Origin of the sequence: Haloferula sp., from assembly GCF_049672945.1 — a bacterium.
Lineage (GTDB): Bacteria > Verrucomicrobiota > Verrucomicrobiia > Verrucomicrobiales > Akkermansiaceae > Haloferula.
Genome location: NZ_JBATWY010000052.1, coordinates 1 through 22,918, shown reverse-complemented (window position 1 = coordinate 22,918; position 22,918 = coordinate 1). Strand labels below are relative to the sequence as shown.

20 protein-coding genes and 2 tRNA genes are annotated in these 22,918 nt (G+C 59.0%); 13 read left to right on the top strand and 9 right to left on the bottom strand.

The window, feature by feature from the left end; translation table 11 throughout:
* Positions 1–56: 56 nt before the first annotated feature.
* The 6 genes from WBG04_RS04360 to WBG04_RS04335 all read left to right on the top strand — a co-directional run bounded on the left by WBG04_RS04360 (position 57) and on the right by WBG04_RS04335 (position 7,251).
* Positions 57–632 carry a hypothetical protein gene (locus tag WBG04_RS04360; RefSeq protein ID WP_424313156.1) on the top strand — a complete coding sequence of 192 codons (576 nt, stop codon included), beginning with the start codon at positions 57–59 and terminating at the stop codon, positions 630–632.
* A gap of 5 nt (positions 633–637) precedes the next feature.
* On the top strand, positions 638–1,564 hold the full coding sequence (locus tag WBG04_RS04355) for a bifunctional riboflavin kinase/FAD synthetase (protein ID WP_424313155.1): 927 nt from the start codon (positions 638–640) through the stop codon (positions 1,562–1,564).
* 73 nt (positions 1,565–1,637) lie between these two features.
* Entirely contained in the window at positions 1,638–4,112 is a 2,475-nt protein-coding gene (locus tag WBG04_RS04350; RefSeq protein ID WP_424313154.1) for an Amuc_1098 family type IV pilus outer membrane protein, read from the top strand.
* A 51-nt stretch (positions 4,113–4,163) separates the two neighbouring features.
* Positions 4,164–5,705, top strand: coding sequence for a hypothetical protein (locus tag WBG04_RS04345; protein WP_424313153.1), 1,542 nt, complete (start codon positions 4,164–4,166; stop codon positions 5,703–5,705).
* A gap of 115 nt (positions 5,706–5,820) precedes the next feature.
* Positions 5,821–7,026 carry a hypothetical protein gene (locus WBG04_RS04340; protein WP_424313152.1) on the top strand — a complete coding sequence of 402 codons (1,206 nt, stop codon included), beginning with the start codon at positions 5,821–5,823 and terminating at the stop codon, positions 7,024–7,026.
* Between the two features lie 150 nt (positions 7,027–7,176).
* A tRNA-Asn gene (locus WBG04_RS04335) sits at positions 7,177–7,251 on the top strand.
* 236 nt (positions 7,252–7,487) lie between these two features.
* Here the strand turns inward: WBG04_RS04335 and WBG04_RS04330 are convergent.
* Entirely contained in the window at positions 7,488–8,387 is a 900-nt protein-coding gene (locus WBG04_RS04330; protein WP_424313151.1) for a helix-turn-helix domain-containing protein, read from the bottom strand.
* 145 nt (positions 8,388–8,532) lie between these two features.
* Between WBG04_RS04330 and WBG04_RS04325 the strand changes: the two genes are divergently transcribed.
* The 4 genes from WBG04_RS04325 to WBG04_RS04310 are packed head-to-tail and all read left to right on the top strand — an operon-like array spanning position 8,533 to position 11,702.
* Positions 8,533–9,300: a 6-phosphogluconolactonase gene (locus WBG04_RS04325; protein ID WP_424313150.1), complete on the top strand. Its 768-nt coding sequence runs from the start codon at positions 8,533–8,535 to the stop codon at positions 9,298–9,300.
* Positions 9,301–9,311: 11 nt separating this feature from the next.
* Positions 9,312–10,700, top strand: a complete 1,389-nt coding sequence (locus tag WBG04_RS04320) for an ROK family protein (protein WP_424313149.1) — start codon at positions 9,312–9,314, stop codon at positions 10,698–10,700.
* A gap of 13 nt (positions 10,701–10,713) precedes the next feature.
* Positions 10,714–11,562 (top strand): PIG-L deacetylase family protein, encoded by an 849-nt coding sequence (locus WBG04_RS04315; RefSeq protein ID WP_424313148.1) that lies wholly within the window; start codon positions 10,714–10,716, stop codon positions 11,560–11,562.
* Positions 11,563–11,579: 17 nt separating this feature from the next.
* Positions 11,580–11,702, top strand: coding sequence for a hypothetical protein (locus WBG04_RS04310; protein WP_424313176.1), 123 nt, complete (start codon positions 11,580–11,582; stop codon positions 11,700–11,702).
* Here WBG04_RS04310 and WBG04_RS04305 read toward each other — a convergent pair.
* Entirely contained in the window at positions 11,699–12,334 is a 636-nt protein-coding gene (locus WBG04_RS04305; protein ID WP_424313147.1) for a hypothetical protein, read from the bottom strand. The genes WBG04_RS04310 and WBG04_RS04305 overlap by 4 nt on opposite strands.
* 113 nt (positions 12,335–12,447) lie before the next feature.
* On the opposite strand from WBG04_RS04305, the gene fabD reads away from it, so the two are divergent.
* The 3 genes from fabD to WBG04_RS04290 all read left to right on the top strand — a co-directional run bounded on the left by fabD (position 12,448) and on the right by WBG04_RS04290 (position 14,054).
* Positions 12,448–13,374, top strand: a complete 927-nt coding sequence (fabD, locus tag WBG04_RS04300; RefSeq protein WP_424313146.1) for an ACP S-malonyltransferase — start codon at positions 12,448–12,450, stop codon at positions 13,372–13,374.
* Positions 13,375–13,506: 132 nt separating this feature from the next.
* A tRNA-Asp gene (locus tag WBG04_RS04295) sits at positions 13,507–13,583 on the top strand.
* Positions 13,584–13,691: 108 nt separating this feature from the next.
* Entirely contained in the window at positions 13,692–14,054 is a 363-nt protein-coding gene (locus WBG04_RS04290; RefSeq protein ID WP_424313145.1) for a hypothetical protein, read from the top strand.
* Positions 14,055–14,082: 28 nt separating this feature from the next.
* Here the strand turns inward: WBG04_RS04290 and WBG04_RS04285 are convergent, their stop codons facing one another.
* The 7 genes from WBG04_RS04285 to WBG04_RS04255 all read right to left on the bottom strand — a co-directional run bounded on the left by WBG04_RS04285 (position 14,083) and on the right by WBG04_RS04255 (position 22,768).
* Positions 14,083–14,700: an HAD family hydrolase gene (locus WBG04_RS04285; protein WP_424313144.1), complete on the bottom strand. Its 618-nt coding sequence runs from the start codon at positions 14,698–14,700 to the stop codon at positions 14,083–14,085.
* Positions 14,691–16,160: a hypothetical protein gene (locus WBG04_RS04280; RefSeq protein WP_424313143.1), complete on the bottom strand. Its 1,470-nt coding sequence runs from the start codon at positions 16,158–16,160 to the stop codon at positions 14,691–14,693. Before WBG04_RS04280 ends, WBG04_RS04285 begins: the two co-directional genes overlap by 10 nt.
* Before the next feature lie 5 nt (positions 16,161–16,165).
* Entirely contained in the window at positions 16,166–16,612 is a 447-nt protein-coding gene (locus WBG04_RS04275; protein ID WP_424313142.1) for a GNAT family N-acetyltransferase, read from the bottom strand.
* Positions 16,609–17,499: a glucosyl-3-phosphoglycerate synthase gene (locus WBG04_RS04270; protein ID WP_424313141.1), complete on the bottom strand. Its 891-nt coding sequence runs from the start codon at positions 17,497–17,499 to the stop codon at positions 16,609–16,611. Before WBG04_RS04270 ends, WBG04_RS04275 begins: the two co-directional genes overlap by 4 nt.
* A 46-nt stretch (positions 17,500–17,545) precedes the next feature.
* Positions 17,546–17,935, bottom strand: coding sequence for a fluoride efflux transporter CrcB (crcB, locus tag WBG04_RS04265; protein WP_424313140.1), 390 nt, complete (start codon positions 17,933–17,935; stop codon positions 17,546–17,548).
* Between the two features lie 255 nt (positions 17,936–18,190).
* Entirely contained in the window at positions 18,191–19,243 is a 1,053-nt protein-coding gene (locus WBG04_RS04260; protein WP_424313139.1) for a transposase, read from the bottom strand.
* A 147-nt stretch (positions 19,244–19,390) separates the two neighbouring features.
* A complete protein-coding gene (locus WBG04_RS04255) occupies positions 19,391–22,768 on the bottom strand; it encodes a glycoside hydrolase family 2 TIM barrel-domain containing protein (protein ID WP_424313138.1) in 3,378 nt (1,125 codons plus the stop codon).
* Positions 22,769–22,918 lie beyond the last annotated feature (150 nt).

Genomic DNA, 22,918 nt, shown 5'->3' with positions numbered 1-22,918 from the left:
CCGGGTTTCTCATCCGGCTTGGCAGGAGAAGAACCTCAGCGCAGTATCTTGATCGGATGAGTGAGAATCCTTATCAAACACCCTCCGTAGTTGAAGTATCGGCACCTGTGCTGAGTGATGCGGAGTTGATTCGAGAAGCTCATTTGAAGCACGAAGCATCCTTGAAGGGAGTTGGTTCGCTCTTCTTTCTTGGCGGGGCTTTGGGAGTGATTGGCCTCGCCGCGATGGTGGGTCCCGCTCTTGCCGGTTCAGGCGGAGCGATGTTTGCGGGGCCGGACTTTCTATTGTTCGTCTCGTTGGTTGGAATCATGATTCCTCTCCAGTTCGTGGCTTGGTGGGGGCTCAGGAATTTGAGGCCGTGGGTTAGGATTCCGGCCACGCTGGTCGCGGTGCTGGGACTATTGGCCGTTTTGAGCGGCTCGATTCTCAGTGCTGCGCTTTCCGTGTACATTCTCTTTCTCCTCTATTCGAAGAAAGGGCGAACCATTCTATCGGCGGGATACCAAGAAATCGTGGATCAAACGCCCGGGATGAAGTACCGAACACCAAGGTGGATGTGGATTGTGCTGCTCTTGATCGTGATCGGAGTGGTCGCGCTATTCGGTTCGATCATTTATTTCAGCCCATCGTGACGAACATGAAGCGATTGAGTGATATCGAGTCGCTGAGTGAGTTTGATGGAGGCGTCCATCTCGCGCTCGGTGTCTTCGACGGTGTCCACCTGGGTCATCAGGAGGTGATCGGGAGAGCCGTGGCGGCCGCCCGTGAGCAGGGCGGGGTGGCCGGTGTGCTGACCTTTGATCCCTATCCTCTGAGAGTTCTGGCACCCGAGAAGGCTCCGATGAGGCTGCTGTCCTCGCTCGACCACAAGGCGAAGATTCTAGAGCCGCTCGGCGTGGACTTGCTGCTGGCGCTGCCCTTCGATCAGGAACGAGCGAAGGTGTCGGCCGAGGATTTCATTGGTGACCTTGTCGAAGCAGGGACGCGCACCATTTCAGCGGGTGAAGACTGGCGATTCGGATACCGGAGGGCGGGGGACAGGAGCCTTTTGAGGCAACTCTCGGAGGACCTCGGATTTCGCTTTGAAGCGGTCCCTCCCGTCATGTCGGAGGGTGAGCGGATCAGCAGTACCCGGGTGCGGCAAGCGATTCGCGACGGCAATCTGGCCGCGGCGGAAAGAATGCTCGGCCGGCCCTACACGGTGGCCGGAAAGGTGATTGAGGGCCGCAAGCTAGGTCGTCAGCTCGGTTTTCCCACGGCCAATCTGGAAAGGGGCGAGGAACAGTATCCCCCTGACGGCGTGTGGGCGGTGCGGACGCAGGTAAATGGCGTGAATTACGATGGCGTGGCGAATCTTGGACTGCGTCCGACCGTGGATGGCAAGCTCAGGGCCTTGGAAGTTCACTGCTTTGGCGAAGTTGGGGACCTTTATGGCGAACTGCTTGAGGTCGAGTTTGTTCGGTACCTCAGGGACGAGCAAAAGTTCGCCAATCTTGAGGATTTGAAGGCTCAACTGGCGAAAGATGCCCGAGCTGCCAAGGAGCTGCTAGGGGGCGAGCCATGAAAGCGGACACAATTTCCGGGATTTTCGGCTTACCCTCGCCGCCTTGCACCCCTATAAGCCTCCGCAAACCTGCATGCCTTTGACTGATTTCCCGACCTCCCGTCGATCCTTGAGAGCCGCTCTACTCGCGTTGGCTCCCTTGTGCGTATTGATGGTGCCTCTTGCTGCTCAGGATGGACCCTCGGCCATGGCCCAAGCTGAGCTTGAACGTCGGTCCGCCGCTGCGGGCGAGGCGCACGAGCTGCTCAAAACGGGCGATGAAGCCTACGAAGCCGCCCGCTATGAGGAGGCTGCTACCGCTTATCGCAAGGCTCTCGACCTGCTCCCCACAGGAGCGCCAGCCATCGAGGGCTTGAGAAAGGAAGCGGTCCAGCGTTACGCACAGGCGACCATCGAGGTCGCGCGAAAGCAACGCCGCCTTGGTGATGTCGAGGGAGCGGAGACGACAATCAATCAAGTGTTGATCGATGAAATTGCACCCGATCACCCTCAGGCTTTGGAGACGCTCGAGTGGATCAATGATCCGATCCGCACCAACCCCGCCGGGTCCAAGGAACATACCCGGGACGTCGAGGAAGTTCGCCAGTTGCTTTACAGCGCCGAGGGCGCATTCAATCTCGGGAAGTTTGATCAGGCCAAGATGGTCTATGAGGACGTGCTGAAGGTGGACCCCTACAACGTCGCTGCCAGACGGGGTATGGAGCAGGTAGTGGCTGCCCAATCCGACTACTATCGGGCGGCCTACGATCAGGCCCGCGGTGAAATGCTGATGGCGGTCGAACGCGAGTGGGAACTCCAGGTCGATGATTTGGTCGACTTCAATACTGGATTTGATCCGCTCGTCGAAGGGGAAATGGGAACCAGTATCCCAGCCAAACTTCAGGAACTCGTCATTCCGGTCGTCTATCTTGAAGATGTGACGATTGAGGAAGCGGTGGACTACCTGCGTCAGCAGTCAGTCGCGCTCGATACGGTCGAGATGGATCCGATGAAAAAGGGGATCAATATCGTGCTTGAGCTTGGTTCCGCGGATTCTGAGATTGGGAAAAGGATTCGCGAGACGCGGTTCAATCTGAATCTGAAGAACGTGCCCCTCGGGATTGCGCTGGACTATATCGAGGAAGCGACAAGGACCGTGGCGGTTGCTCAGCCCTACGCGCTGGTCATCCGACCGGCAGGGTCCGACTCGACGGACATGATGCTCCGGACCTACCGGGTTCCCCCGGACTTTCTCACCGCCGGAGCGACGAGTGGTGGGACTGGTGGCGACGTGGCTTCCAATGACCCATTTTCCGAACCCAGTGATACCGGTCTGTTGGCCAAAAAACTTTCTGCAGAAGAGATTCTCGAAAGCCGTGGTGTCTCGTTTCCTGACGGGGCAACGGCGACCTTCAACTCCGGGAACAGCACCTTGAGAGTGCGCAATACCCCGACCAATCACTCGCTCGTTGAGCAAATTGTCGAAGCACTTGCCAACACCGAGCCCACTCATGTGATCGTCGAGATCAAGATGGTCAAGACGCAGAAGAAAATCCTTGAGGAACTCAGTTTCGATTGGCTGCTTGGTGACTTCAGGCTCGGCGGCGAAGGCATCGCGCCAGGCACTGCGGGTGCCTACCTCTCGGGTGGAACGCGGGGGAATGGGGGCGATCTGAGTGACGTCGTAGTTCCATCGCCATTGGCTCCAAGAAACCCGATCACGGCGGGTAACCGCAGTGGAACGGGAGCGATTTCAGCCGACAGCATCGATGAACAGATTCTTCAGGCTGCGTCCGAAGTTGCCCGCAGCGGAACGGCCCGAGCCCCGGGTGCCCTGTGGTTCAATGGCACGCTCAACGATACCAACGTGACGATGCTGATGCGGGGTCTCGATCAGAAGACCGGCGTCGATCTTGCCGCCGTTCCCTCCGTGGTGACCCGAAGTGGCCAGGCCGCTTCGATCAAAATCATCCAGGAGTTTATTTACCCGACGGAGTATGAACCGCCTGAACTTCCAAACTCCGTTGGCGGTGGCGGAACCGTGGACTTGGTGACAGGTATCGTCACACCGGATGCCGTCGGCGTGACTCCGGTAACTCCGGCAACTCCGACATCATTCGAGATGCGCGAAACGGGCATCGTCATGGAAGTACTGCCAACTGTTAGTCAGAACAAGCAGTATGTCGACATCACGCTGGCTCCCAACATCACCGACTTCGATGGTTTCGTGAATTATGGAAGCCCCATCAACTCATCGGTCCCGGGAGGGGTCGGAGGATTTGGAGCACCCGTGCAGGTCACCATTACGCCGAACCGCATTCTGATGCCGGTCTTCTCGGTGATGAAGGCGGGCACCTCACTGACGGTTGCCGACGGCCAGACAGTCGTCATCGGCGGATTGATGCAGGAAAAAATCCAAACGGTGGAAGACAAGACTCCGATCCTCGGGGATATCCCGTACATTGGTCGTCTGTTCCAAAGTCGTGCCTATTCACCCGTCCAAACGGCGATTGTCTTCCTCGTCAAGGTGAGCGTGGTGGATGCCGCAGGCCGTCCCTTCAATCCATAAGACGGGTTGCGCTTGCACGGCTCGCTTGCCGTGCTCATTCCTTTTGCACCGATGTCAGATTCCGAGCAGGATAAGTATTCAATCGACGAGATGATGAACCGGCTGCGCACGCGTAGCGGGGGGGACTCGGACGAAAAGCCGCGACTTGTCGTCCGCGAAGATGGGACGCAGGTCATGAAGGTTCGCAAGCGCAAGCGGCGTTCGAACCAGCCTCACAAGGAGGCAGAAGCCAAACAGAGGAAACGTAGTCTCGTCCTCGCCGCAGTGGTCACCGTTTTGGTTCTGGCTATGGGACTCGGAGTGCTCGCCTGGGTCTTCTATCTCAACAGCAAGGGCTTCCGGGAGAACCTGGAAGCCGAGGTGGGTGCATGGACCGGTGCCGAAGTTAAAACGACCCAGTTTCGTGCGACTCCGGTGAGTATCGGGGCGGGTAGCCTCATGTTGTCGTGGCCTGAGACCGAACCCGCCGCGCGCTTGACCCTCAATGGTCTCCAAGGTGACGTGAAACTTTCCAGCTACTTCGGCACCGAGCTACGGGGTGAGCAAATTGTGGCGCGAAGCGGCGGTGAACTGGTGCTTCGAGCCGCCTCGAAAGAAGCTTCTGGCGCAGCGGGTCTTCCGGCAGGATCCTGCCCTTTCAATTTCTCCTACCGGGCCAAGCGCTTCAGCGTCAGATTTGGCGACGGCCCGCAACCGGCGATGGTCCTTTCCGAATCGGAAGCGTCCTATCTGGTGCCCGACCCGGCACGGGCAAGCGGCAATCTCGTCCTTCAGGGCGGAAAGTCTCGGGTCATGAACTGGGGAACCTTCGTGCTGGAGTTCGCGTCCCTGCAGCTTTCGACCGAAGGAGTGACGGTGGGCAATATTGAACTGGTTCCCGAAGGGTCTCCGGATGCCCAGATACGCTTGAGAGGTCGACAGCTTCCTCCCATCCTGACACGTGGTGGCCAAAGCGAATTGAGATTTGAACTGAAGGAGATGCCTTCGATGGCTCTGTTAGGAACGGGTCTGGGCAGAATCGTGGAAGCCCGCTTCGAAACCCCTGAAGATGAGGTGAACACCGGGCGCCTGTTTTTCGATGTGACGGACCCCAGCAGTCTTCGAATCGAAGCTCCAATTCATGTGACGATCTCCTCCACGTTGACCCTTCACAGCCTTGGATTCTTCAATGTGCTCGCGCTCGAGACAGGCAACGAGCGATTTTCTCAGGCAAGGTTTGAAACCGAAGCGCGGGCGAAGTTGAAGAAAACACTCACGGAAACCCGGCTCGAGCAGATCTCGCTGGTTTCCCAAAGTTTGATCAAAGTCGAAGGGACCCTCGCCGAGAAACAAGGCGGGGCTCTTGAAGGGGTATTGGAGGTCGGGTTGCCCGATTCCACAGTTCTGGGCAGTGCCTCGAGAGCCATTCCGGCGGTATTCAACCGGCGTAGTGGTGGCCACTACTGGGCGAGGGTCAAGGTCTCTGGAACAAGCACGAAGCCGATCGACGACCTCGGGGATCAACTCAAGACCGCGCTTCAAAGCACTTCGCCGGCGAGCGGCGGAGTCAACAGCCTCGAGGATGAGTTTCGCGACCTGACAACTCCCCGCTAGCGCGGAGAATCCTGAGATCGCGATCCAAATAGGCTCCTTGACACCGGGGCGCTCTTTCTTTTGCTTGTGACTTAGAAGTCCGCCGAACAGTCTCCCCCCGAAACTGATTTATCGAATGGAATCTCCTGTCTCTTTCCAGCCCTTTTTCGAGAACTTCGGCCAGTCCGGAGCGCCCCATGCTTCGGCCGTCAACTCCGATGGTGTCACTCGCCTTGAGGATGTTCTCCGAGTGCCCACCGAGGCTTCGGGTCGCGGGATCCTGCTGCGGGCGCCACGTGCCGGTTACGGCAAGACCCACCTGCTTGAGCAAGTTCGACAACGCCTGTCCCACGGACATGAATTCATTCCCTTGCGGCCGCTCGATGGGAGCAAGGTGGATCCCAGAGCCGCGATCGAGGACGCGCTGCGTCGCTTGACCCGGCAACTTCCGGCGGGTGGGGGACTCACCGTGCTGGACATTCATGCCCGCCACCTGCTTGCCCATGGCCTTCAGCCTCTGGTTCTTTCAGGCGAAGTGCCTTGTCAGGATCGGGAAGCGGCGGTCGAGGCCTTGCAGCAGCGTCCAGTCGAGACCTTCGATTTCCACCACCCCCAGGCCGTCACGGCTCATTGGACACGCGAGAATTTTGAAGTGCTTGGACCGCGGCTTTCACTGGAAGTGAGCAAAACGACCGGATGCTCCCTCAATCAGGTCGCATTCTGGTTGGCAGCACTCTTCCGCTTTGCCGTCGCAGCTCCCGAGCATCCGGGTCGAACCGGTATGCTGATGCAAAAAGCCGTCGAAGGCGCGGACGCGGAGCGCTTCGGAACTTTGCTGGCGCTGCTGTCTCGCTTCCACCGAGTGGCCCTGGTGGTCGACGATCTGGAAGGCGTTCATGGTGATCCCGATGGCGCCCGTCGCGTGGCAGGTTTCCTTGCCACCGTCCGCCAGGAAGCCCCCCGTGTCGATCTGGTGGTTTCCCTGAATGATGATGTTTGGGAAAGTGCCTTCGTTCCGGCCTTGAGCGCGGGACTTCTGGATCGCTTGTCGGAAGTAACGATCCGTCTCGATGTTCTGAATGATGACGCGATCATTTCTCTGTTGAACTCCCGGCCGGGTGTCGATGGACGAGCTGCCTTGGAGCGAATGAATCTCTCTCCAGCTGACCGTTATGCAAGGCGAGTGCTGCGGATGGCAGCCGATGCCGTTCCCGAGCAACCCAAGCCCGAGGCCGAACAGGATTCCTTTGAAGGGAGCCCTCCCCGTCGCGACGAAGGTCCAGCGAAAGACTCGGATGAAACACCCACCAGCGAGCGGGTCGAGGCAAAGCAGGCTGTTTAGTAAGGTAAGCGCGGCGAGCACGGTTTTTTCATGACGAGGTCGGGCTGATTAACGAAAATGAGCGGATGGCGGTTCATTTTTCACTTGCGTCGGACCCTGTGTCGAATCCATCTTCCGCCCGCCCTGAAAGGGGCGACTTTCAAATCACAATCCGGTGTAGCTCAGCGGTAGAGCGGGTGGCTGTTAACCACTAGGTCGTAGGTTCGAACCCTACCGCCGGAGCCAATGAAAGGCCCTGATCCTCAACGGATTGGGGCTTTCGCCTTTTTGGGGTAGGGAAAATATGACCACTAATGGTGAACTCTTTCTTAATTCGATTGAAGGAATGTGGAGGATCGCCTCGCCGTGGTTGAGTGAGAGCTAGAAGGGAAAGTCATCGATCCGGAGAAGAGCTGGGCAGTGGCGCGGAAGATCACGAAGTTGCCGAGTGAGAGCTAGAGGGTGATCTACAAGTGGCTACCTCACGTCCTGATCGATGTTGTCGGGCGCTTTCGGAATTCGCCTGGACCCACCCCGACCTGACTCCGGAATGCGCGATGGAAACTCGCTGATGACTGGTAGCCGCAGCGATCAGCAATCTCGGCGATCGACAGGTCGCTTGTCGCCAGGAGGCCGATGGCGCGCCTGATGCGGTAGTTCTTCAAATAGACTCCGAGCGAGACTCCGAACTGGGCCTGGAACTTCTGACGCAGATGCCGTTCGGAGATCGACAGTCGGTGACAAAGCGGAGCGATGCGAAGGTCTTCAGGCGGCAGTTTTTCGAGCTGAAGCTGAAACCGCTGCCACAGTCCGGCATCCTTGCGCGAGTGATTGAACGGCACGGGGTTTTCTTCATCTTCCACGATCCGGCACCATCGGCAGAGCAGTCGCGACAGGTCCAGGCTCAGGGCATCACCTTGACCGGAACTCTGCTCCGCGGCGAAGCAGGTCGCCATGTGGAACAGGGAATCCAGGTCGGCCTGCGCGAGATCCAGGGTCCGTTGTCGGAGCTTCGTGAGGCGCTCCGACTCCCGGGTCTCGAAGGTGACCATGAACCATAAGAGGGACGGCTTGGTCAGTTTCAGAAAATGGTGGTAGGATTGGGGGAACACCAAATGGGCCTGTCCCGGCTTCAATGCGAACGGAATGCCGTCCACGGAAACGGTACCTTCGGTCTCCAGACAAACCACCAGGACGAAGCGGCGGTGCAGGTGGGACTCCGCGCTGCGTCGTTGAAGGTCGTTGGCGTCCCGTCTCGCAAAAAGCAGGATGTCATCCAAAGCGCAGGCATGTTCCCTCACGCGGCCTTCAAAATACGCGGCAGGAGATCCGGGAACCGGTAATCGCATGACCGCGGAGCGCAGCTCGCGGGAAATCCTCATCGTTCGACCCTCTCAAGGGCGGAGATCTAGCACAAGCAAATTTGCCGGAAAAGAGAATCTATCAGCCGTTATAGCGACTCAAAAGCCCAGATGATCGAATACAAGTGGTCTCATCACATCCAACGATCCAGTCCTGCCGCAAAGCGTGTCCGGCCATCCCGGAGTCGTTGTGCATCATGATGCCGTCGACGCCTGCCGGCAATTGGCGGCCGAGATTGCCGCTGGAATTCGCCAGCGTGCGGCCGAAGGGAAGCGGCTGGTTCTGGGGCTTGCGACCGGCTCCACGCCCATTCCTCTCTATGGTGAGTTGATCCGGCTTCACCGGGAGGAAGGTCTCAGCTTCGCCAACGTCGTGACCTTCAACCTGGACGAGTATCAGGGACTGCCAGCCGATCACGAGCAGAGCTACCACACCTTCATGAGGCGGAGGTTTTTCTCTCAAGTCGATCTGCCTCTTCATCAGGCCCATCTTCCCGGCAGCATGGTGGCTGCCGAGGAACTCCAGTCCCATTGTGCGGCGTACGAAGAGGCGATCGAAGATGCTGGTGGGATCGATCTCCAGATCCTCGGGATTGGTCGCTCGGGACACATCGGCTTCAACGAGCCGCCTTCTTCAGTGGACACGGTGACACGACTGGTAAGTCTCGACCCGATTACCAGGAGAGATGCGGCCGATTTATTCGGCGGGTTGGATCAGGTGCCGATGAAAGCCATTACGATGGGAGTTGGAACGATTCTCCGTTCCCGACGGATTGCCCTTCTTGCATGGGGGGAAGGGAAGGCTTCGATCATTGCGCGAGCGCTTCGCGAATCCCCGTCAGACGACTGTCCGGCGACCCACCTTCATCATCACCCGAACGTCACGTTCATTCTCGATGTGGCAGCTTCATCCCAACTCAACGGATCCCAATGATGATATCATCAATGAACTCGGCTCCCCTCCACCTGCCGGAACTCGATCCCCAGTTTCTGGCGGCCTCGTTGTGGACGAGGAATTTCGAAGCCCTGTGTGCGGAAAACGGCGGACGTAGTATCGTCATCGATCTACTTCGACCGGACGGCACCGGCACCAGTCACCGCGAAATTCTCCTTCCGGACGAGCCCAGATGGAGGATGTTGAATCGCTGCCATTTGGAACGTATCGTGAAGTTTCTTCTTTGGGGTCGCGGCGGCAGCCGCTTGCGCATTTCCGGGGCACCGGAGCTCTGCATGGAGCTTCAGGCCCGCTACTCGCCCCGCGGCGAGCGGGCCTTTGATGCTGACTTCGTCCAGCGTGTTTTTGATGAGACCCTCACCATAAGTGACGTTTCCGAAGGTCAGGATGAACCGCAGATCGCTGCTGGTCGGGGTATCCGGGAAGACAGCGCGCTGAAAGGCTGTCGGATCGGATTCGACCTCGGGGGTTCGGACCGCAAGTGTGCCGCGTTGATTGATGGCAAGGTGGTCTTTTCAGAAGAAATTCCCTGGGATCCCTATTTCCAAAAAGACCCCTCCTATCACTACGACGGGATCATGGACAGTCTCCGAAGGGCGGCCGCCCACCTGCCGCGTGTTGACGCCATCGGTGGTTCGGCCGCAGGAGTTTATGTCAACAATCTGGTCCGTGTCGCTTCGCTGTTCCGCGGCGTTCCTGATGATCTGTTCAAGGAGCAGGTGGAAGGCATCTTCCTCAAGGTCGCCCGTGAATGGAACGATGTGCCGATGTGCGTGGTCAATGATGGCGACGTCACCGCGCTCGCCGGATCGATGTCGCTGCGCGATGGCGCGGTGCTTGGTGTTGCCATGGGAACCAGCGTTGCGGCGGGATATGTCGACGGTGCTGGAGAGATCACCAACTGGCTGTCCGAACTGGCGTTCGTGCCGATTGACTATCGTGAGCACGCGCCGGCCGACGAATGGTCCGGCGACCTCGGTTGTGCGGTTCAGTATTTCAGTCAACAAGGCGTTTCCCGCCTGATTCCACGCTCGGGGCTGGAGATCGATATGAATCTCGGCAAGCCCGAGCAGCTGGTGGCAGTGCAGGAGTTCATGGATGCGGGGGATGAACGAGCCGCCGCCATCTATCGCACCATCGGAACCTATCTCGGCTATGCGATTCCCCACTTCGCCCGATTTTATGAGATCCGCCATCTGCTTCTGCTCGGCCGGGTGCTGAGTGGCAAGGGAGGCGAGTGGATTATCGATAAGGCGAACACCGTTTTGCAGGACGAGTTTCCGCGCCAGGCTGCCACCCTGCAGATCAGCACTCCTGACGAGAAGCTCAAGCGCCATGGCCAGGCAATCGCGGCTGCCAGTCTTCCCCGAATTCCATGAACCCCACTCTTGTATGAACTTGTTCCAATCCACCGCGGATCTCTTTATTCCGGACTCGACCACGATGCCCGGTGCGCTGGTGCGAACCACTCATCTGGGGATTGGTGCGCACCAGGATGACCTCGAGTTTTTTGCCTATCACGGCATCGAAGCTTGTTACGGAAAACCCGACGCCTGGTTTACCGGCATCACCTGTACCGATGGTGCCGGCAGTTCGCGCACGGGTCCATACGGGCACGTCACGGATCAGGAAATGCAGGCCATCCGTGTCGACGAACAGCGCAAGGCTGCGATGGTCGGCGACTACGCCGCCATGCTGCAGCTGGACTATCCGAGTTCCGCCATCAAGGATCCGGCAAACGAGCACCCGGTCGAGGACCTCACGAGCATCTTGTCGATCGCGCTGCCCGAAGTCGTCTATCTTCACAACCCTGCCGACAAGCACGACACCCACGTCGCGGTCTTCCTCCGCAGTCTGGAGGCGATTCGCAACTTGCCGGAGGAAAAGAGGCCGAAGCAGGCGTGGGGCTGCGAGATCTGGCGGGCGCTCGACTGGCTCATCGACGAGGACAAGGGGCTCCTTCCGACATCGGCGCGCCCTAATTTGCAGGCCGCCCTCAATGGTGTCTTCGATTCCCAGATCATGGGTGGAAAGCGCTACGACCTGGCCGTCATGGGCCGCCGCCTCGCCAATGCCACTTTCTTTGACTCCCACGCTTCCGATACCGAAACCGGCATGACTTTCGCCATCGACCTGAATCCCCTCATTCATGGAGATAGCGAAGATGTCGTCGATTTTACGCTCAGCCATGTGGAGCGCTTGAAAGACGACATTGAACTCCGCCTCAAGAAGTTCCGCTAAGCCCAAACCGCCTCATCATGAATCTTCAAACCATCGACTGGATCATCATCGCCGCCTACATGTCAACCATCGGCACCCACCTGAACTGGGGCTCCTCCTATTTGGTGAACGACTTCTACAGTCGAAGGATCCGATCTTAGTCCTCGTCCTTGATGAAGGCACCGAGTTCGCCGTCGCCCATGTAGATCAGGAGGATGGAGCCTTCGGTAGCGATGGCTTCGAAAAGATCCATCATCAGGCGTTCTTCGCCAGGCCAGGGGAAAACATAGAACAGGTCGACCTCACTGGGATCGAGGCCTTCATACTCGGGATGGGGAACAAAGGTGTCGGGGTCTGCCGGCGGATCCGGGGGCACCAGGTCTTTTCCGCCGACGCCTTCACAGTCATCGAAGCCTTCGGGAAGGTAGTCGATGTTGAGAATCTCGACCTTGAGGTCGAAGTCTTCGGCGAGTTGGGAGGCGAGATCGGCGAGTTCCGGGACGAACTCGATGCCGTAGGATTCGAATCCGTGGATGGCCGCGATCGAGGCGGCGACGCCAAAGCCGCAACCCCACTCACAGAAGACGTTTCCACGCAGCATTTTGGCCTGCTTGAGATAGGCGATGGCAGCGTGGACGACGGTGGGGTCGCTGGGGACGTAGCGAGAATACTTTTTTCCCAGACCGGCGGCATAAAACGCGGCGTCGCGCTTGTCGGCTTCGTCGATGAGGTCGGAAACCATTTCCGGCATGTCGGAAGGGTCGAGCTTGAGGGTGAGTTCTTCGAGAGGCACGGCGAGGAGTCGAGCTTGGTGTTGAGGCGTGCTGTCGCCTAGGGGAAAGTGTCTGATCCTGATGAGGGAAGGGCTTGATTGCCGGGGAGAGGCCTGCCTACGTGGGGGGAGATATGAGCGATGTCGTTTTTCTATTCTCCGGCCAGGGCGCCCAGAAGGTGGGCATGGGTAAGGATTTTCATGAGGTATCCGATACCGCCAAGGCGATGTTTGCCGAGGCGGATGAGGCTTTGGGGATGCCACTGAGTCAGGTGATGTTCGAAGGGCCGGCGGAAGAACTGACCCGGACTTCGCGCTGTCAGCCGGCACTCTACCTCCATGGTCTGGTGGCAGCGGCATTGCTGCAGGAGCGACTGCCGGATCTCAAGCCGATGGCGGCGGCGGGATTGTCTTTGGGTGAGTTCACGGCGCATGCGGCAGCGGGAACTTTTTCGCGGGCAGCTGGCCTGACGTTGGTGGCGCGACGTGGGGAGTTCATGGAAGAGGCATGCGAGGCGACGACGGGATCGATGGCGGCGATGATCGGCGGCGATGAGTCCGCGGTGAAGTCATTGGCGGAGGAGTGCGGTGTCGACGTCGCGAATTTCAATGCGCCGGGCCAGATCGTGATTTCTGGTACGGAAGAGGGGATCGATGCGGCTGTGGCGAAGGCGCGTGAGAGCGGGATTCGAAAGGCGGTGAAGCTCAAGGTGGCTGGTGCTTATCACAGCCGCCTGATGCAAAGTGCTCAGGACAAGCTCGCGGCCGAGCTCGCGGGTGTGGAGATGATTGCTCCGTCGATTCCCGTGGTTTGCAATTTTGGGGCTTCGGTGGTTTCGGATCCGGGTGAGATTCGTGCGATGCTGGAGCAGCAGGTGACGGGTTCGGTTCGCTGGACGGAGTCGATTGAGCATCTGATTGCGCAGGGTCATCGGGTCTTTATTGAATTGGGACCGGGTAAAGTCCTCGCCGGGCTGGTTGCGAAGATCTCCAAGGACGCGGTGGTGCACTCGGTCGAGGATTTGGAATCGCTGGAAAAGGCGGTTTTGGAGCTTGGTTGAGCGGCTGAAAGCCACCACGCCCGTCCATGGCGACCGCAGGAAGCCATTCCATGAAATTTTCCTAAAAATGGTGTTGCACGGGCGTTTGCTGGCTCCTAGCGTCCGCCCACGCCGCGAGGCGCTACTACCTTTGGAGCGGTAGTTCAGTTGGTTAGAACGCTGCCCTGTCACGGCAGAGGTCGCGGGTTCGAGTCCCGTCCGCTCCGCCACTTCAGCCCCTGCAAGTCGATGATTTGCAGGGGCTTTTTATTGCCGCTCGTCGCCGATATTGGTGGCACTTTTCCTGCTTGAGGGAGGCGATCCATCCCCCAAATAAGATGATTAATCTAGAGATCCGCGTCAGTGGTAACGGTCCCACTCATTTCAATTTCAGTAGCGGCAGCGTGACCGCCGTGCATCTGATTCCCCCCGACCAGGGAGTGGACCTCGGAGTGACGGTGGAGAATCTCCAGCTTACGACCTTGACCCTCTCTTCAAGCAACGGAGGTGAGAGCCTCGTAAACGTCGAGATTGCCGAAGGGCCGGACCCGGTCTGGCTTTCATACACCATCGATTGCACGCAGGGTGGGTCGGTGAGTGTCAGCTTTGCAGGTTCGCCGACGGTCCGGGTCAATGCGGGCTCCTATCTTGGGGTGGAATACGACAATGGCAATTCCGGGTCGGGTGTGCTGGAAGGATAGCAGGTTTGTCAGGCTGTTGAATGACGCCCTAGCGTGCGACGAGTCTGGCTTGCATGCCGAGCCGCTGGGCAGGTTCGATGTCGTTGACGATGGAATCTCCGACCATGAGGGTTTCATGGGGTCCGATGCCGTGGGTTTTCAAGCGATCGAGTGCGATCTGAAAGATCGCTCGTCCCGGTTTTGAAGTACGGTGTTCATAGGAGAAGATCATGAGGTCGGGGGTGAAGTGGCTCCAAGCTTCGCCAAGATGTTTTTCCAAAAGGATCCGGGTGTATGCCTGGGCATTCGAGACGATGCCAAGGAGTCGACCCTGCTTGTGGAAATCCACGACGAGGTCCCTGGCTCCTGCTTTCAGTCTCACGGGGTGGATGGCTTCCTCTGCAGCCAGAGAGAAGGCATCGGGACGATCGAGCGAGGGGAAGATCCGCTTCCAGATCTCACGAATATCGACTTCCGGGTGGGGTTCCTGGGACTGCTGGTTTTCGATGCGGATTTCGCGGTCCAGTCGATCGCATAGGGACTCACTTGATGGGTAATCGAGGCCGAAGTGACTGAGGACCTGCCGCAATCCCGGTTCGCGGTCCTGCAGGCGGGTTCCGGTGAGGAGAGTTTCGTAGACGTCGAAGAGGACGGCTTTCAAGTGCATAGGAAGTGAAAGGATCCTGGCTTGAGGAATTCTTTGAGGACCTTGTGTTTGGGCAGGTAGAAAGGGGTTTCCGGGGTGGCTTCGGAGGCCATGGTATAGAGTTCTCGGAGTCGCCGCAGGTAAGCTTTGGGTGTGTAGGGGCCGAGTTGATCGGGCGTCACCGTTGGTGTGGTTTTGGCAAGGGTCTCGGCCAACCATTCGTTCAGCGGCTGGGTCTTGTGACCGGTCTGTGCCAGGATTTCGTGGTGTTCGCTACCTGCGAGCAGGCGATGGATCACCTGCCGCTGGAGGCTCTCCGGCAGGTTGCCGAAATCGACGTAGCCGCGATGTCTTATGGCGGCGAAGGAACGTTCGAGGTGCTGGTTCGACATCGGTTGACGGTAGCTTTCGAGGGCCGCTCGCATGCTGCGCACAAGCTTCTGACGCAGGGTTTCGAGTCCGACCCATGAGTCAGGGACAAGCAGGCGGTCGTAGAGCGTGCCGGGTATGATGTTTGCTTTCGCGAAGTCGTTGGTGACCACGGGAAGATTGCGGCCGAGCAGCGGCTTGCCGATGGTGGCCGGTTCAAGAAAGCCGAGGCCGAAACCTTCGGCGACCGAGGTGGTAATGAAGTGGGTGGAGTGCTTGATCCAGGAAGCGTAGGTCCGAGGTGCTTTCGGAGCGGGCGAGACTCTGCCGACGGCATCGAGGATGACGGGCAGGCCGGTGTCACTGGCGAAGGCGACCCACTCTTCGTGGATCGGGTTCCAACGGCGATTGTCAGGTCGGAGGCTGACGGCGAAGCGGGTTCCTTTCGGAGCCAGGGCAGCGAGGAGAAAGAGTTCACCCAGGTTTTTACGACGAATGCCGCGCACCGGGTAGAGGACCAGAGGTCGGCGGGGTCTTCGAGGCAGGGGCTTGACTCTCGCCGGTGGGGTGACGGCATCGGGGTGGAGAAAGGTCTGGGCTTCAGGAAGGCCGGCGTTGATCAGATGCTGGCGGTCGCGCGAGTTGATGAAGGCGTGGACGATCTGAGGGGCGAAGGGGTAGAGAGACTCCGAATCAGCAATGGTTGGATAGGCGTTGGGACGACCGTCCTCGGCGAAATCGTGATACTGAAGGACAAGCGGCTCACCAGATTCTGCGAGAATTCCAGCCGCATCAGAGAAATGCCGGTTCTTGCCGATGGAGTGATTGTGCAGGTGCCAGATGACTCGCCCGGAGCCGAAGGTTTCCCTGAGAGCGGCACGCATCGCCTGAACCATTCTCAGGCCTGAAGCGCTCTTGCTGGTCTCATTTTCATAGCCGAGCTCCTCGACGATCTTGACTGGTAGCCGATGGCGGCCCTCTGGAGGAGAACCGCAGAGAATCACGTGGGGAATACCGGCTTTTGTGAGACAGGCGGACGCAGTCTCGATAACCCGGGTGACTCCGCCGCGGCGGAGGTGGTAGTGAACGATGGCGATGGCGGGATGGTCCATGGGAATCAGCGTTGGAAAGAGGCGATCTGCTTGACGAAATGGAAGCCCCAGATTTCAAAGCCAAAGCGATGGTAGAGACGGTGGGACGGATGGTTGGAGGTGTAGCTGTCGAGTACGAGTAGATTGCAGCCATGCTGCTTGGCCAGCTGTTCGCAGTGCTTGATCAGGCTACTTCCAAAACCCTTGGAGCGGTAGTCGGGGTGGACCACAAGATTGTCGACTTCGAGGTAGCGGCCGCACCACACCTTGGTGGCGATCCAAGCTCCGGCAAAGGCAACCATCTTGCCTTCAGTGAAGGCACCGAGAGGGTGGTAGTGGGGGTGCTCGGCAACGATCGTCTCGAATCGATCGACAAGCACCTCGGAACTGCAGTCCGGGTTGAGAAAAGCGAGCAATCGAACCGCATCGCGGAGCTCCTTGGGTTGAAGCGGTCGGACGCAATTCTCGCTCATGCGTTCTTTCTAGCGCCTTTCGCTGATTTGGAAAAGCGCTCATGATAATCCGCCAGAGAGATCATCGGTGGGCGCTCTTCGCTTGCTTCGGTCACTTCCGGGAAGCGGGCGAAAAAGGCATCAAGAATTTCACCGGACATGCGGCCGAGGTCGGCGAGCGAGCGATTGCGATGAATGCGCTCGTCGAGGTCAGTCTGGGCGATGGCACCGATGCCGAAGGTGCGCCAGACATCGATCAGATGGGCGGTTTCAACACCGTAGCCGGTGGGGAAGGGGATCATTTCGAGCACCGATCGGCGGGCGGCATACTCGCCGGCGAGCGGCTGGTGGAGGCCGGTGAGATCGGGACAGAAGCGGGCGAAAAGCGGGCGGACGAGCAGTTCGGTAACTCTTCCGCCGCCGCGGGGATCGACGCCTTCGGAAGCGAGGAGGGGTCTCTCGTAGAATCCTTTGACGTAGCCGAGATCTTCGTCGCGGATCAATGGACCGACGGTGCCATAGACGAAGCGTGCATGGATGTTGCCGATGTCTCCATCAACGAAGCAGATGATGTCTCCCTTACACTGGTGCACGGCCTTCCAAAGGTTTTCCCCTTTGCCGGTTCGCTTTCCTTGGAAGGGCAGGATGGAAGAAGCTTCGATCACTTGAGCTCCGGCCTCGGCGGCGAGGGTTCGGGTGCGGTCGGTGGATCCGGAGTCGATGACGATCAGTTCATCAAGCAGGGGGCGTGAGTCGACGAGTTCACGGCGCATGCACTCGACAATCCGTGCGATGGTTCCTTCTTCGTTGAGTGTGGGGATGCAGAGGGAAACGCTTAGTCCTTTGGCTTCCTTTTCAGAAATCAGAGATCCGAGGTCGGCGAAATCGTGATGATGGAAGGTGCGCATCGTAGAAATTTTCAAGGTCCCAAGCAACAATGCCAAAACGAATGGCTTAGGCCGCAATGGTCGAGGCGAGTTTATAGCCGAGAAACACCATGACGATTCCGCCGACCGTTGAGACGAGGACGTTGGTGAAGGCGAGGGTGTTGAAGCCTTCGAAGAATAGCTGGCGGGTGTCGTTGCCGAAGGCGGAGAAGGTGGTGAATCCACCGAGGAAGCCGGTGACCGCGAGCGGGAACAGCCATGAGGGATGCTCGCGCTGGGCATAGGCTCCGAAGAGGATGCCGACGAGGAAACATCCTAACAGATTGCAGGCGAGGATGCCCCAGGGAAAATGCTTCAGGGCGGACTTTTCCGCGAGGGACTGGATGCTCGTCGAGAGACCCCAGCGGGAGACTGCGCCGAGGCCACCTCCTAGGAAGACGAGAAGGATGGTTGGCATGAGGGAAACATTAAGTTCCAAGTTCCAAGTTCCAAGTTCCAAGTTCCAAGTTGGTGAGGCGGATGGTGTCGACGAGGAGATTGCTCCTTCCTGAGCTTTACGTTTGAGTTCGTCAGTTTGGACGGATTTTTTCTTTCCTGAATCAATCCATTGCGACTCCGAGATTGCTGACTTCGTTGAGGGGAGACCGGTTTCGGACTCGTAATCAAGCAGCCTAAAGACACGGCAAACTTCGTTGGTCGTTTTCGGATTCTTTCAACCGACCCCGGAGCGCAGATCCCGAGCTGACCAGACCGTTCCGGCCAGCTCTGCCAGAGCTCCACGAGGCCTCCTTGCTCCGTCCACACGGCGTGCTCCAAATCGTTCACGACATCCTTTGAAAACGTCATCCACAAATTCCCGACCGCCAATCGCCACACCATCTGTGAAATATCTCACCCGATGGCGGATCGCTTTCGAAATCGCCAGATCGCTCCCGCGATTTTCCATCGCCGCAAGCTCGGCCTCCACTCGCTCGGGTTTCATTCCCTTGCGCTTCACCTCGCCATCAGTCTTCACCTCTGCAGCGGCTCCTAACAGCAGCGCGCGATACTCCTTTGCCAGTCCTCCCTGGGCCCATGCTCGGGCCGTGCCTCCATGATCGTCCCCAAGCTTGAGAGCCCGCACCAAACCACCACGTGCCCGCTTTCCACCTGCCACCGCCTCGGCATATCCACTCCATCGATAGTCCGCCGGATCCACGCAAATGCCAGCACGCACCGGATTCAAATCGATGTAAGCCGCCATCGTCCGCGATGCCACCCCGCTTTCCACCATCACACTCTTGAAGCGCTGTTCCCAAAGCCGCCCGGTGCGATCATGCGCCTTGTTGAACCAGTGACTGAAGCGCTGTAAAAGCACCTTCATGAACTCGCTCAAGTCCTGCATCCGGTAGGAGTAGGACTTCATCAAAGCGAGCTCCGCTACCTGGTTGCCGCGCTTTCTTAGGTCGGCCAATTCCTCGGTCACCGCCGCCACGCGACCCTTTGAATACAGTGCCCGCAGCCGGTCAAACAGCACCTCATCCGCCAAGCCCGCCTCGGGCATCGGCGGCACCTCCAGCAGGATGTGGAAGTGATTGGACATCACACAGTAGGTGAGGACTCGGCAGCCCGTGAAGTTTTCCGCCATGCGCATGAACATCCGGAATTTCTCTTTTTCCTCCGGTCCGAAGGCAAAACGCCGATCCACCACTCGGGAAATCACATGATAGACGCTCGGCTTGTCTGCCGAGTCCTTCCAAGGGCTGATCCATCGCTTCTGTGCCATGACGGAGGGGAGCTTGAGCACCGGAAAAAGCGGTGTCAATGAGATCTTCATAAAAGGTGTGTCCTTTTATAAAGAAGGACAGAAGGGTAAAAGGGGGACAGAGTATTTCTGCCACGCCGTCGAACTCCCATGCGGAGGGCCGGGCCCTCACGGGTTGGTGCTGATGCGGAAGGCGTAGCGGTAGGTGCCCTGGGCCGGGAGGCGGTATTGGGGGAGGGGCAGCTGGCCCCAGGAGTTGGTGCCTCCGAGGCCCATCTGGCCGTAGTCGATGTTGACGAACAGGGTTTCCGAGGGCCGCAGGTCAATCGGATGACGCGCGAGTTCAATCTCAAGGGGAGAGTGTGGGTAGGCCGCCACTTCGAGCAGGCGTTCCGGGAGGGCAGTGAAGGTGATGCCGGTGTCCGGGCCTTCGAAGCGCGCCCAGCGCACCTCGGTGCGGTTTCCCGATTCCTGCGGGTCGAGGTAGTAGTCGAAGAGCTCGCCGGCCTCACCGGAGTGCACGCCGATCCAGGCGGATCTACGACGGTCGACGTAGTTCTCATGCGGTCCGCGGCCGAACCAGCTCCACTGAGATTGCGAGGCGGGAAGTTGGCACTGCATGCCGAAGCGGGGAAGCATGGGCGCTTCGCGCGGCCAAATCTGCACGGTGACGTCGAGGCTGCCATCCTTGAGGAAGTCGTAGGCGACGACGGCATCGCTATTGCCCACTCCAAGCCGGACATCGAACCAGGCACGGTTGTCCTCGAGCTTCACCTCCTTGGACTTCGCCTTGCCGGCGACATCCTGCCACGCGTTGAGCCTGAAGGGGAGCTTGGCCCCTTCGTCGTTGTTGATGGGCGGGCGCCAGAAGTTGAGCTGAAGCGGGCCGGCGAGCTGCTCCTTGCCATCGACCTGATAGGAGAGAAGTGAGCCGTTGGATTTCTGGAAACGGGCGACGACCCGGTCGGTCTTGGCAGTGACTGTGGCGTCGTCCTGACGGAAGGCGACCTCGGCCTTGTCACCGCCGAGCTCAGGTTTTGCCTGCTGGAGGACGAACTGATGGCGGGCGACGATGTGTCCGGCCGCAGCCCACGGAGTATCGTCGCGGAGTTTGAAGGTGATCAGCCCATGGTAGTCCGAGCCTGGCTTTCGCTCGGCTGGGGTGGGTTGAGGGAGAGGAAGGGTGACGCTTTCCCCGGGTTGGCACTCTGGCAGTGTGAGGACTGCTTCGCCGATCACGACCCCGTCTTCCTGAAACTCGACCGTCGCGGTGAGATGGGAAAGGTCGATGAAGTCATACTCGTTGGTGACAGTGAGGGAGTTGCTTTCCGGGTTGAGGCGCATCTGCACCGGTTCGTGCACCTTGTGGACCTCGTGGGCCTGCGGGCTCCACGAGCGGTCCGGGCGGACCACGCCGTTCATGCAGAACGATCGGTCGTTGGGCTGGTCGCCATGGTCACCGCCGTAGGACTGGAACTCGCGGGTGCGGGGCTGCTTGGCGAGCACGGTGAAGTCGAGGTCCAGCTGCTCGCGGCCGTCGATGCTCAGCTTGACCGCCTTGATGGCGCCATCGAAGCGTCGTGACGGCTTCTCGGTATTGAGGCCGATGGCGAGGTCATATTGATTCCGGTTCGGGGTGCCTGTCACTGCCCTGCTGATGGCTTCACCTTCGTTGAGTCGGAGGGAGATTTCCGAACCATTCCATTCCGCGGTCACCTTGTGCCAGCGTCCCAGCCAGTTCTCTGGTAGGGGGATTTCGATGGTCTGCCAGGTGCCGTTGTAGATGAAGAACTGGAGGCTGCGGTTGGAGGCCCCGACCTTGAGGGAGTAGCAAGTGTCGCCCTTGGTCAGGATTGGATAACCGTCGGACTCGTTGCGGTTGTTGTTCTCGGCGCCAGTGGTCGGAGCCTTGTTGCCCCGGACCCAGGCTTCGATGACGAGGCTCTTGCTCGGAGTGAGCGATGGCTTATCCGCTACCAGAACACCACCTGCCGGAAGGCCGTGCGCTTCCGTGAGCGTGCCCATGAGGTGGGTGCCGGGGCCACAGATGTCGGTGGCGTGTTTCTTCGCCGTGATGCCCTGATCGATGAAGTCCCAGATGAATCCTCCCTGCAGGAGTCGTTCCTCGCGCCAGAGGTCCCAGTAGTCGGCGAGGTTGCCGGACGAGTTTCCCATGGCGTGCGAGTACTCGCACTGGATCATCGGGCGCTGTTCGGCGAGTGGCTTCTTCTCTTCCCTGCGGCACCAATTGGCGAGGTCTGGAAGCGGCATGTACATCGGGCTGATGACATCGACGTGCGGGCGCTCGTGGGCCTGCTCGTAGTGAACCGGTCGGGAGGGGTCGCGCTGCTTGACCCACTCGGCGCAGGCTTCGGTGCAGACTCCATCGCCGGACTCGTTGCCGAGGGACCACATCACGATGGACGGGTGGTTCTTGTCGCGCTCGACCATGTTCTTCACGCGGTCGAGGTGGGCTTCCTTCCAGGACGGCTTCTTGGCGAGCGAGTCCGGGGCGTTCGGCCCCCAGCCGGTCCCGTGGGCCTCAATGTTGGCCTCATCGATCAGGTAGAGCCCGAGTTCATCACAGAGTTCGAGGAAACGTGGGTCATTCGGGTAGTGGGAAGCGCGCACCGCGTTCATATTGAGCTGCTTCATCACGAGAATGTCGTGGCGCATCGATTCCTCGCTGACAAAGTGGCCGGTATCCGGGTGGTGATCGTGGCGGTTGACCCCCTTGAAGAGGACGGCCTTGCCGTTGACGAGGAACTGGCCGTTCTTCACTTCCTGGCGTTTGAAGCCGACGGGGATGGTGTAGGTGGCCTCCTTGTGGATTCCGGATCGGATGGAAATCCGGAGTTGATGGAGATTCGGAGTCTCGGCGCTCCAGCGGGCGATGTCCGGATACAGGATCTCAGGCAATTCAGGCCTTGCCATCCCGCCCGCCTCCACGCCGATGGTAGTGGAGAAGAACTCACTCGGGGCTTTGCCCTGCTCCTCGAAGGTGACCTTGACGGTACCGGTGATCTTCTCGTCGGAGAAGTTCCGCAACGTCAGTTTCGGGCTGAGTCTTCCGGTGGTGAAATCATCCTGAAGCGTGGCCTTCACCTCGACGTCCCACAGGTCCAGCGGCGCGAGCGATTTCAGATAGACGTCGCGGAAGATCCCCGAGAGCCGCCACATGTCCTGATCCTCGAGGTAGGACCCGTCGCAGTGCTGATAGACTTCGACCGCGAGGGTGTTCTCGCCATCGACGAGGTAGTCGGTGATGTGGAACTCGGCGGTGGTGCGCGAGTCCTGCGAGTAGCCGACCTTCTCTCCGTTCACCCAGAGGTAGAAGGCGGAGTCGACTCCCTCGAAAGCGATAAGGGTTTCGCGGCCCTTCCAATTATCGGGGATCTTGAAGGTCCGGCGGTAGGAGCCGACCTGATTGCGGTTCTCTTCTGGAAAGGTCAGGTAGTTTCCCGGAGGCGTGCCCATCACGCGCGGCGGGTCCTTGTGGAAGGGGTAGGTGATATTGGTGTAATTGAAGGTGCCGTAGCCCTTCATCTGCCAGTTCTAGGGAACCTCGATTGAGATGCAACTGATTTTTGGACCGATATTTGGTTAGTTTAGCGTGTTGAATGAGGCCTCGAACTGGGCCGGGGTGCGGTAGCCGAGGGAAGAGTGTTTGCGGTGGATGTTGTAGTAGCCTTCGAT

Excerpts from the sequence above, each read along its gene's own strand:
- WBG04_RS04360 (WP_424313156.1), top strand. The coding sequence starts at position 57 with ATGAGTGAGAATCCTTATCAAACACCCTCCGTAGTTGAAGTATCGGCA.
- WBG04_RS04355 (WP_424313155.1), top strand. The coding sequence starts at position 638 with ATGAAGCGATTGAGTGATATCGAGTCGCTGAGTGAGTTTGATGGAGGC.
- WBG04_RS04350 (WP_424313154.1), top strand. The coding sequence starts at position 1,638 with ATGCCTTTGACTGATTTCCCGACCTCCCGTCGATCCTTGAGAGCCGCT.
- WBG04_RS04345 (WP_424313153.1), top strand. The coding sequence starts at position 4,164 with ATGTCAGATTCCGAGCAGGATAAGTATTCAATCGACGAGATGATGAAC.
- WBG04_RS04340 (WP_424313152.1), top strand. The coding sequence starts at position 5,821 with ATGGAATCTCCTGTCTCTTTCCAGCCCTTTTTCGAGAACTTCGGCCAG.
- WBG04_RS04330 (WP_424313151.1), bottom strand. The coding sequence starts at position 8,387 with ATGAGGATTTCCCGCGAGCTGCGCTCCGCGGTCATGCGATTACCGGTT.
- WBG04_RS04320 (WP_424313149.1), top strand. The coding sequence starts at position 9,312 with ATGAACTCGGCTCCCCTCCACCTGCCGGAACTCGATCCCCAGTTTCTG.
- WBG04_RS04315 (WP_424313148.1), top strand. The coding sequence starts at position 10,714 with ATGAACTTGTTCCAATCCACCGCGGATCTCTTTATTCCGGACTCGACC.
- WBG04_RS04310 (WP_424313176.1), top strand. The coding sequence starts at position 11,580 with ATGAATCTTCAAACCATCGACTGGATCATCATCGCCGCCTACATGTCA.
- fabD (WP_424313146.1), top strand. The coding sequence starts at position 12,448 with ATGAGCGATGTCGTTTTTCTATTCTCCGGCCAGGGCGCCCAGAAGGTG.
- WBG04_RS04290 (WP_424313145.1), top strand. The coding sequence starts at position 13,692 with ATGATTAATCTAGAGATCCGCGTCAGTGGTAACGGTCCCACTCATTTC.
- WBG04_RS04285 (WP_424313144.1), bottom strand. The coding sequence starts at position 14,700 with ATGCACTTGAAAGCCGTCCTCTTCGACGTCTACGAAACTCTCCTCACC.
- WBG04_RS04280 (WP_424313143.1), bottom strand. The coding sequence starts at position 16,160 with ATGGACCATCCCGCCATCGCCATCGTTCACTACCACCTCCGCCGCGGC.
- WBG04_RS04275 (WP_424313142.1), bottom strand. The coding sequence starts at position 16,612 with ATGAGCGAGAATTGCGTCCGACCGCTTCAACCCAAGGAGCTCCGCGAT.
- WBG04_RS04270 (WP_424313141.1), bottom strand. The coding sequence starts at position 17,499 with ATGCGCACCTTCCATCATCACGATTTCGCCGACCTCGGATCTCTGATT.
- crcB (WP_424313140.1), bottom strand. The coding sequence starts at position 17,935 with ATGCCAACCATCCTTCTCGTCTTCCTAGGAGGTGGCCTCGGCGCAGTC.
- WBG04_RS04260 (WP_424313139.1), bottom strand. The coding sequence starts at position 19,243 with ATGGCACAGAAGCGATGGATCAGCCCTTGGAAGGACTCGGCAGACAAG.
- WBG04_RS04255 (WP_424313138.1), bottom strand. The coding sequence starts at position 22,768 with ATGAAGGGCTACGGCACCTTCAATTACACCAATATCACCTACCCCTTC.